The following is an 8509-nucleotide window of genomic DNA, read 5'->3' on the forward strand; positions in this document are numbered from 1 at the left end:
AACGATGATCAGCCCCGGCTGTTCGGCATCGGCGACAGCCTTGAGGATCTTGGCGACGGTGAGCGGCTCGATCTGATCGTCGGTCTCGACCAGGATCGCCCGGTCGGCACCCATCGCAAGGGCGGTCCTCAGCGTCTCCTCGGCTTTGGCCGGACCGATCGAGACGACCACCACTTCTTCGCACTTGCCGGCTTCCTTCAGCCGCAGCGCCTCTTCCACCGAGATCTCGTCGAACGGGTTCATCGACATCTTCACATTGGCAAGCTCGACACCTGTGCCATCCGGCTTCACCCGGATCTTCACGTTGTAGTCGACAACCCGTTTGACTGGGACGAGTATCTTCATGGGGTCCTTCCTTCAGGAGAAACTGGCTTCAGAGACTTTTTTAGAAAATGCGCGCTCAAGCGCCGCTCCGATTGTCGAATGGCGACATGGATACGCGCTTTTCCTCCAAATTCAACGCTTCCATGACGCCGGCCGGCGATTTGCCTCGGCAATATATGGACGTTTACGTTCACGTCAATATCGTTGCTTAGCGTCGGCCCCAGGGAAAGCGCTGTGCGGTTCGCCCGTCCGTGCCGGCCGCGATGGCCTGGCCAGCGCCCGGGTCGTTTCTGACGGCGCGGGGCGGGACGATCTGCCGGTCGAAGAGCGGCACACCAGGCCGGCGCAACGCCAGGATCAGCAAAGCCCCAGCAAGGATGCCGCCGACATGCGCACCCCAGGAAACGTCGCCGTCAGGTGCGATCGCCAGCATGAAGAACTGCTGTCCGATCCATAAAAGCAGCGGCACGAAGGCCGGCAGGGGCAACGGCACACGGAAAAAAACCAGCACCCAGACCCGGACGCGCGGATGCAGCATGACATAGGCGGCAACGACGCCGGAGACCGCCCCCGATGCGCCGACCAGCGGTGCTTCCGAGGTCATGGTCAGCAGGCCGTGGCAGAGCGCGCCGGCGGCGGCGCAAACGAGATAGAAAATCAGGAAGCGCAGATGTCCCATCGCATCCTCGACATTATCGCCGAAGACCCAGAGGAAGATCATGTTGCCGGCCAGATGCCAGAAGCCGGTATGGACGAAGGCATAGGTGAGGTAGGTCAGCGGTTCCGGCACGATTTCGAGCCCCTGCGCCAGCACCGCGTGGCCGAAGGCGATTGCCGGGATGTAGCCGAGCCCGACGGTCGTCGCCTGGGCGGCCTGCTCGCTCTCCAGGCTGGTCAAAAGCCAGACCGCGAAGTTCAGCGCGATCAGTGCGAGCGTTACCCACTGAACCTTGATATGTTTCAGCGTATTGGCATCGTGAAGTGGTATGAACATAAAGGCCCCTCGGCGATCGTGATCGCGACAAGCCTATCTGTTTTTTCCCGGAACCCAAAGCACATCCGCATGGCCCCGGTCATTTGCATGACGTGCCGCGACGAAGAGGAAATCGGAGAGCCGGTTGACATATTTCATCGCCGGCTCGCCGACAATTTCACCGTCGGTGCGGGCAAGCGCCACCATCAAACGCTCGGCGCGCCGCGCAATCGTGCGGGCAAGATGCAGATGTGCGGCAGCCGGGCTGCCGCCTGGCAGGATGAAGGATTTCAGCGGCTCCAGGCCGGCGTTCAACTGGTCGATATCACGCTCGACGCGGTCGACCTGCGTCTCGACGATCCGCAGCGGCTCATAGGCCGGCGGCTCACCAGTGTCAGGGGTGGCGAGATCGGCGCCGAGATCGAAGAGGTCGTTCTGAATCGACATCAACATGGCGTTGAGTTCAGGCAAGCCGGCCGTGTGCAGCCGCGCCAGGCCGATTGCGGAATTGGCCTCGTCGATCGTACCATAGGCCTCGACGCGCAGATCGTCTTTTAGCCGGCGCGGGCCGGACACCAGCCCGGTCGTGCCGTCATCGCCTGTTTTCGTGTAGATCTTGTTGAGCTTGACCACTGTTCCCCCCTTGAATCCCCGTCAGGTCGGGCGGCCCCCGCCGGTGATCCAGAGCGTCACCATGATCAGGATGACGGCGATCGCCTGCAACAGCACACGAAGCTGCATCAGCTTGTTGGAACGGTTGGGATCGCCGCCCTTCATCATGTTGAAGAGGCCGCGGATCAGGACGAGGGCGACGACGCCCATGACAATAATCGCGAGGATATAGGTGACCGTGGACATGGCGTTCAGCTTTCTCAGTCAGTCCGTCCAGCGCATCAGGCGGTAGAAGAGGTCTGCCGGAAGCAGCCGCTTCAGGAACATGCCCTGCTTAGCCGGAGTCGTTACGGGATAATGTGGCCTCGGATTTGTCGAGTTCAATGCGTGTTTCAATACGGAATAGACCGCTTCCGGGCCGAGTTTATGGCGGTTGACCGGCCCCGATCCGTCGAGTCTCGCCAATTGCCTGATGTAATCGACCGCGTGGGGCGAATTCTCGAGGTCGATATGTTCCTTGATCTTTGCCAGCGCATTGGCGGTAAAACGTGTGGCGATCGGACCCGGCTCGATCAGGCTCACATGGATGCCGCTGCCCTGCAGCTCCATTCGCAGGGTGATGCTAAGGCCTTCGAGCGCGAATTTGGACGCGGTGTAGGCGCCGCGATAGCGATAGGGAACGACGCCAAGGATTGACGAGCATTGCACGATCCGCCCTTGGCCACGTTGGCGCATCGGCGGAATGACCTGCCGCGTCAGCTCATGCCAGCCGAAGAAATTCGCCTCGAACTGCGCGCGCAGCGTTGCTGTCGACAGATCCTCGACGGCGCCCGGCTGGCCATAGGCGCCGTTATTGAAGAGTGCGTCGATGCGACCGCCGCTGCGTTCCAGAACCGCGCCGACCATGTCGGAAATCGTCTCGGTCCTGGCATAGTCCATCAGGAAGGCCTCGATGCCCTCGGTTTCCAGCCCCGGCAAATCTTCCGGCTTGCGCACCGTCGCGAAGACACGCCAGCCATCGGCTTTCAGCGACCGCGCGCAATGAGCGCCGATACCGGACGAACATCCGGTCACGACGATGGTGCGCTCTCCCGCCATGGAATGATTCCTGTACAAAATGGGACTCGTTTCCCATATTCGGCCAGAGGATACAATCTGGAAAGCCGGAGACGGAATGCCGAAGGTGCTGCGCACGATCTATGACGTGGTCTATGACGCGATCTGTCATATGGTCGAGGACGACGGCTTTGCGATGGCAAGCCATGTGGCGCTGTCGAGCCTGCTTGCGGTTTTCCCCTTCCTGATCTTCGGCACGGCGCTCGCAAGCTTCCTTGGCGCCGATCAATTTTCCTCGACGGCCATCCATCTGATCTTCGACACCTGGCCCGAGGCGATCGCCAAACCGCTCGCCGACCAGGTGCTGCAGGTGCTGACCATTCCGCGCGGCGGGCTGCTGACGATCTCGGTGCTGGCCGCCGCTTATTTCGCCTCGAACGGTGTCGAGGCGCTGCGCATCTCGCTCAACCGCGCCTACCGGGTACAGGAAACACGGGCCTGGTATTTCACGCGTCTCGCCAGCCTCGGCTACGTGCTGATCGCGGTCATCATCTTCACGGCGATCAGCATCCTGCTGGTCGCCCTGCCGCTGGCGCTCGATTATTCGAGGAGATGGTTCCCGCTGTTCGCCGATACGCTCGACATCGTTTTCAGCTGGCGCATCTACGGCACGCTGGTGGTTCTGACCGTCGGACTGCTGGTCATGCATCTGTGGTTGCCGGCCGGCAAGCGGCGGGTCTTCGACGTCATTCCGGGCGTGCTGCTGACGCTGCTTCTCTGGCTCGCCGGAGCGCTGATCTTTGCCTATTATCTCGCGACCTTCGCCAATTATACGGCAACCTATGCCGGTCTCGCCTCGGTCATGATCGTGCTGATCTTCCTCTACATGGTCGGCGTCATCTTCATCATCGGGGCGGAGATCAATGCAGCGCTGATCAAGTTCCGCGTCTTCCGGATGTTTTCGCACACGCTTTCGATCGTCGGCAGAGAGCGTGTCGAAAGGCAATCAGAGCCCGACAAGACGGCGAATATCCGCCCCTGACATGCCCTGGGCGCGCAATTCGCCAAGCCCGGTGTCACCTTGGCTTTTCGAAAGCTTGCGGCCATCCGCGCCGAGAATGAGACGATGATGGTGATAGACCGGCTGCGGCAGGCCGAGCAGCACCTGCAACAGCCGGTGCACCGATGTGGCGTGGAAGAGGTCGAGCCCACGCACGACATGGGTGACGCCCTGCAGCGCATCGTCGACGACCACGGAAAGATGATAGCTCGATGGCGCATCCGAGCGCGACAGGATGACGTCGCCCCAGACGTCGGGCTCGGCGGCGATCTCGCCTGTCCTGCCGTCGCCGGTTTCCGTCCAGAACAGCAGTTCGCCGATCAGGTCGAGCGCTTTGCGCATGTCGAGCCGCCAGGCATGTTTCTTCCCCGAGGTCAGCATGTCCCGCCATTCGTCTGCCGGACGCTCACGATCACTTGCGGGATAGTGCGGGGCGCCGTCGGGATCGCGCGGCCAGGATTCACCCGCCGCCTCGTAGGCGACGACGCGCGCCTTCACCTCGCCGCGCGTCAGAAAAGCTGGATAGACCAGCCCGCGCTCGATCAGAGCGTGCAACGCCGCCTGATATTCGGGAAAATGTTCCGACTGGCGCCGCACCGGGCTTTCCCAGCTGATATCAAGCCATTCGAGATCCCTCAGGATGCCGGCCTCGAACTCGGGCGTGCAGCGGGTCTGGTCGATATCCTCGATGCGCAGCAGCAGGCGGCCTTGTTCGGCCTCTGCCATGTCGCGGTTCAGAAGGGCCGAGAGGGCATGGCCGAGATGCAACGGTCCGTTGGGACTCGGCGCAAAACGAAAGACAGGTTTTTGACGCTCACTCGTGGTCATGCTTTCTTCTGCCATGGATTCGGCTTTTGAACCACTGCGAGGCAATGTGCAGATCATCCGCAACGACGATGACGTCAGGCAGGGGCTCGAAGCGCTGCTTCGCCTCGATCCGCGTCTTGTGCCGATCGTCGCCGACGCTGGACCCATTCCGCTGCGATTGCGCGAGCCAGGCTTTGCCGGTCTTGCCCATATCATCGTCTCGCAGATGGTATCGCGCGCCAGCGCCGAGGCGATCTGGCGGCGCATGCTGCCGGCGGACGGTTCGCTGACGGCCGAAGGCTACGCACTGCTTCACGCCGAGGCGTGGCGCGAATTCGGTCTGTCGCGCGCCAAGGCCGAGACGCTGTCGCGGATTGCCGAAGCGGTCGCTTCCGGCCGTCTCGATCTCTCCGGGCTCTGCCTGAAGCCGCCGGCCGAGGCGCTTGGCGAACTGACCGCGCTGAAGGGTGTCGGGCCGTGGACGGCAGAGGTCTATCTGATGTTTTGCGGCGGTCATGCCGATGTTTTCCCGGCCGGCGATGTCGCGCTGCAGAATGCCGTCGGGACCGCATTCAGTCTTGCCGCACGGCCGCAGGCGAAGATGCTTGCTGAGCTTTCGGCAGTCTGGTCGCCGTGGCGCTCGGTGGCGGCACGGCTTTTCTGGGCCTACTACGCCACGAAGATGCGCCGTGACGTGGTGCCGATCGGCTGATCGGCAACACTCTTCAAAATGCCTTTATCCTCTGAATTTATTGGACTTCACAATCCTGTAACAACCGGCCTAATATACAGGTGCAGATGCCGAATCGATCAGGAGAGTCCCTTGACGATTGCAGTCTCCCCACAGGCCCTGCCGGCGCTCGTCCTGAACGCTGACTACCGGCCACTGAGTTATTACCCCTTGTCGTTGTGGTCCTGGCAGGACGCGATCAAGGCGGTATTTCTCGACCGTGTGAACATCATTGCAGAATATGAACATTCGGTTTCCTCGCCGAGCTTTTCGATGCGGCTTCCGAGCGTCGTGTGCCTGAAGACTTACGTTCAGCCCTCCCGCAATCCCGCTTTCACCCGGTTCAACGTCTTCCTGCGCGACCGGTTCGAATGCCAGTATTGCGGCGCCCATGACGACCTGACCTTCGACCACGTCATCCCGCGCGCCCATGGCGGCGAGACGACCTGGGAGAATGTCGTGGCAGCCTGTTCGCCCTGCAATCTGCGCAAGGGCAGCAAACTTCCGAAGCAGGCAGCCATGTTTCCGGCGCAGAAGCCGTACCAGCCGACGGTGCAGGATCTGCACAATAACGGCCGGCTGTTCCCGCCGAACTATCTGCATGAAAGCTGGCTCGACTATCTCTATTGGGATACCGAACTGCAGCCCTGATCGAACGGCCTGCAGCGCCGCGCGTCCTTTCAGAGGCGCAAAGGACGCTGCAGCCCATTCGAATGCTGCATAATTTTACGAGGCGGCCTTGCGAACGCCGACAAAGGCGAAGGCTGCGAGCAGGATTCCGGCAATCACGTTCCAGCCCGCAAAAGACAGGCCGAGCACGCGCAGCGCCGCATCGGTGCAGGACGGGCCCTTGATGGTGTTGAGCTCACCAAGCAGATCGCCGGCATTGGTCGTCATGCTGCTTGCCGTCGTCGAGCAGGTGGCCGGGCCCGGCCAGAAGTGCCATTCGACACCGGCGTGATAAACACCCATGCCTGCCGTCACCAGCATCAGGATGCCGGCGGCGAGAATGAGCGCCCGGGTGATCCAGTTCGGCAGGCCGACGAGCTCGGAGATTGCGGCCAGGATCGCGATCGGGATAGCGTAATAATAGGGCTGCCGCTGCAACAGGCAGAGCGCACAGGGAATATAGCCGCAGATATACTGGAAGCCGAGCGCCGTGCCGACGGCCGCCGCCATGCCGGTGGCGAGCAACATGGAATAGACAAAGCCGGGGCGGGCGAGCGGCGAGGAAATAGTCATGGCGGAGCTCCGCGAGTTTAGTAGAGCATGAGATGCGGATTGATTTTAGGCCTGTTCGGCCGAAAATCATCCTCGCCTAGTGAGCGAAAGAGCGGTAGCCGACATATAGCACGATCACCGTAGCGGCACCGATGCCAACGATCTGGCCGAGGCGCTTCTCGATGAAGTCACGGATCGGCTCGCCGTAGTGGCGCAGCAGCCATGCGAGGAAGAGGAAACGCGCGCCGCGTGCAATAATCGCCGAAACAATGAAAAGGCCCAGATTGACGTGAATGACGCCGGACAGGATCGTCACGATCTTGATCGGCGGCAAATGCGCAAGACCTGATGTGACAAGCAGCAGCAGGATCCACTCGTAGGTGACATAGGCCTTCATCTGCTCGAAGGCATCGAGCTTGCCGTAAAATTCGAGCACCGGCCGCGCCACCGTCTCATAGGCGTAAAAGCCGAGCGCCCAGCCGGCGATGCCGCCGAGTACGGAAGCGACGGTCGCGACCAGCGCGTAGCGATAGGAGCGTTCCGGCCTGGCAAGCGCCATCGGCAGGAACAGCACGTCGGCGGGAACGAGAAAGACGGAGCTTTCGACGAAGGCGATGACGGCGAGCCAGATTTCGGCCGATTTGCGTGCGGCCAGAGACATGGTCCAGTCGTAAAGTCTGCGGAGCATTCCGTTTCCTTCCTGTTGCAGTGCAAAAGAGCTTTAGGGGCCGTGCGCGGCGCTGTAAATGCTCGTCCGTGTCCTTCGTGCCACCGCCGTCAAAAAAATTTCGTGATGACGGGTGTCAGCACCTCTCCCAAGATTTCACGGGATTGCGAATCGGCCATTCTGCGGCAAGCTGATTGAGGGTCGACGTGCAGGGCGGCATGAGAATGTTCAAAGTGATCGAAGGTGGCCGTGGGCGGGCCGTGCAAATGGATGACCGGTCCGAGAAGGGGCGGGGACCGAGCAGAGACGACGTGCGCCGGGAGGCCGCGCGACGGATCGACGACAGCGGTTATCATCTGTCCCGCATCCGGGAATTCGCGACCGGCGTGCCGATGCTGGCCTCTCTCAAACACTTGTCGCTACAGATCGACTTCGCAGCCGAGGCGTTGTCGCGGCTCGACCCAATCCCGGACGATTTCCGCGCCGATGGCTATTGGCCGGCGGGCTGAGGCAATCACGCTTACGGCGCCGCGCGTCCGGGTATTTAATCCCGACGCCTGTCGGAACAACGGCTTGACTGCATGGTTTCCTTCTCATGATCAACAAATCCCGAGGAGGATATTCCCATGCGGATGAAACTTGCTGCCGCCTCGCTGCTCGCCCTTGGCATGGCGACGTCGGCTTTCGCACAGGCCAACCCGCCGCAGGCTCCGACCAACAGCGGCGCCAATACGCCGAGCAGCTCGGAATATGACAGCACCGGCAACAGCGGCACGACGGTACCACTGGATCCGAATGCAACGAACAGCACGACGAACAATGGCTCCGCCAGTTCGATGAACATGCCGATGAACAAGGCGAATTGCCCGGACCAACCGAGCGGTGAGTCGCTTCAGACGCAAGGCGGCAACAGCGGCACGACGACCAGTGAAGCCTGCCCTGACAAGTAGTCCACTATTTGCCGAAACGCTGCAGCTCCGTCGGGAGCTGCGGCTTCCTTTTCAGGACAGGTCCATCGACTTTTCCCATTGCTGACGCAGGACGTTCATTTCCGTCCGC

General features: G+C 61.4%; 13 protein-coding genes. 5 read left to right on the forward strand and 8 right to left on the reverse strand.

The window, feature by feature from the left end; genetic code table 11:
- The 5 genes from FY112_RS38130 to FY112_RS28595 all read right to left on the reverse strand — a co-directional run.
- On the reverse strand, nucleotides 1-345 hold a 345-nt coding region (locus FY112_RS38130), incomplete at its 3' end, for an electron transfer flavoprotein subunit beta/FixA family protein (protein ID WP_246700766.1).
- A gap of 187 nt (nucleotides 346-532) precedes the next feature.
- On the reverse strand, nucleotides 533-1318 hold the full coding sequence (locus FY112_RS28580) for a rhomboid family intramembrane serine protease (RefSeq protein WP_151519848.1): 786 nt from the start codon (nucleotides 1316-1318) through the stop codon (nucleotides 533-535).
- 33 nt (nucleotides 1319-1351) lie between these two features.
- Complete coding sequence (locus FY112_RS28585; RefSeq protein WP_151519849.1) at nucleotides 1352-1930, reverse strand: cob(I)yrinic acid a,c-diamide adenosyltransferase; 579 nt, start codon at nucleotides 1928-1930, stop codon at nucleotides 1352-1354.
- A gap of 21 nt (nucleotides 1931-1951) precedes the next feature.
- Nucleotides 1952-2155 carry a twin transmembrane helix small protein gene (locus FY112_RS28590; RefSeq protein WP_020051818.1) on the reverse strand — a complete coding sequence of 68 codons (204 nt, stop codon included), beginning with the start codon at nucleotides 2153-2155 and terminating at the stop codon, nucleotides 1952-1954.
- A gap of 18 nt (nucleotides 2156-2173) precedes the next feature.
- On the reverse strand, nucleotides 2174-3007 hold the full coding sequence (locus FY112_RS28595) for an SDR family oxidoreductase (protein ID WP_151519850.1): 834 nt from the start codon (nucleotides 3005-3007) through the stop codon (nucleotides 2174-2176).
- A 76-nt stretch (nucleotides 3008-3083) separates the two neighbouring features.
- Between FY112_RS28595 and FY112_RS28600 the strand changes: the two genes are divergently transcribed.
- Complete coding sequence (locus FY112_RS28600; protein ID WP_077977756.1) at nucleotides 3084-4007, forward strand: YihY/virulence factor BrkB family protein; 924 nt, start codon at nucleotides 3084-3086, stop codon at nucleotides 4005-4007.
- Here the strand turns inward: FY112_RS28600 and gluQRS are convergent.
- Complete coding sequence (gluQRS, locus tag FY112_RS28605) at nucleotides 3972-4853, reverse strand: tRNA glutamyl-Q(34) synthetase GluQRS (protein ID WP_077977755.1); 882 nt, start codon at nucleotides 4851-4853, stop codon at nucleotides 3972-3974. The two genes, FY112_RS28600 and gluQRS, sit on opposite strands and share 36 nt — an antisense overlap.
- Between gluQRS and FY112_RS28610 the strand changes: the two genes are divergently transcribed.
- Together FY112_RS28610 and FY112_RS28615 are read left to right on the forward strand one after the other, a co-directional pair.
- Nucleotides 4852-5544 (forward strand): DNA-3-methyladenine glycosylase, encoded by a 693-nt coding sequence (locus FY112_RS28610; protein WP_131663316.1) that lies wholly within the window; start codon nucleotides 4852-4854, stop codon nucleotides 5542-5544. The two genes, gluQRS and FY112_RS28610, sit on opposite strands and share 2 nt — an antisense overlap.
- Nucleotides 5545-5655: 111 nt before the next feature.
- Nucleotides 5656-6213 (forward strand): HNH endonuclease, encoded by a 558-nt coding sequence (locus FY112_RS28615; RefSeq protein ID WP_020051813.1) that lies wholly within the window; start codon nucleotides 5656-5658, stop codon nucleotides 6211-6213.
- Nucleotides 6214-6288: 75 nt separating this feature from the next.
- Here FY112_RS28615 and FY112_RS28620 read toward each other — a convergent pair whose 3' ends face one another.
- Nucleotides 6289-6804: a disulfide bond formation protein B gene (locus tag FY112_RS28620; protein WP_151519851.1), complete on the reverse strand. Its 516-nt coding sequence runs from the start codon at nucleotides 6802-6804 to the stop codon at nucleotides 6289-6291.
- 76 nt (nucleotides 6805-6880) lie between these two features.
- The gene (locus FY112_RS28625) at nucleotides 6881-7471 is read right to left on the reverse strand and encodes a YqaA family protein (protein ID WP_065281419.1); all 591 of its coding nucleotides are present in this window, start codon (nucleotides 7469-7471) and stop codon (nucleotides 6881-6883) included.
- 197 nt (nucleotides 7472-7668) lie between these two features.
- Here FY112_RS28625 and FY112_RS28630 point away from each other — a divergent pair, with 197 nt between their 5' ends.
- Entirely contained in the window at nucleotides 7669-7959 is a 291-nt protein-coding gene (locus FY112_RS28630) for a hypothetical protein (RefSeq protein WP_077977752.1), read from the forward strand.
- A gap of 117 nt (nucleotides 7960-8076) precedes the next feature.
- A complete protein-coding gene (locus FY112_RS28635) occupies nucleotides 8077-8400 on the forward strand; it encodes a hypothetical protein (RefSeq protein WP_094087325.1) in 324 nt (107 codons plus the stop codon).
- Nucleotides 8401-8509 lie beyond the last annotated feature (109 nt).

The organism is Rhizobium sp. PEPV16 (assembly GCF_008919455.1).
GTDB lineage: Bacteria > Pseudomonadota > Alphaproteobacteria > Rhizobiales > Rhizobiaceae > Rhizobium > Rhizobium leguminosarum_Q.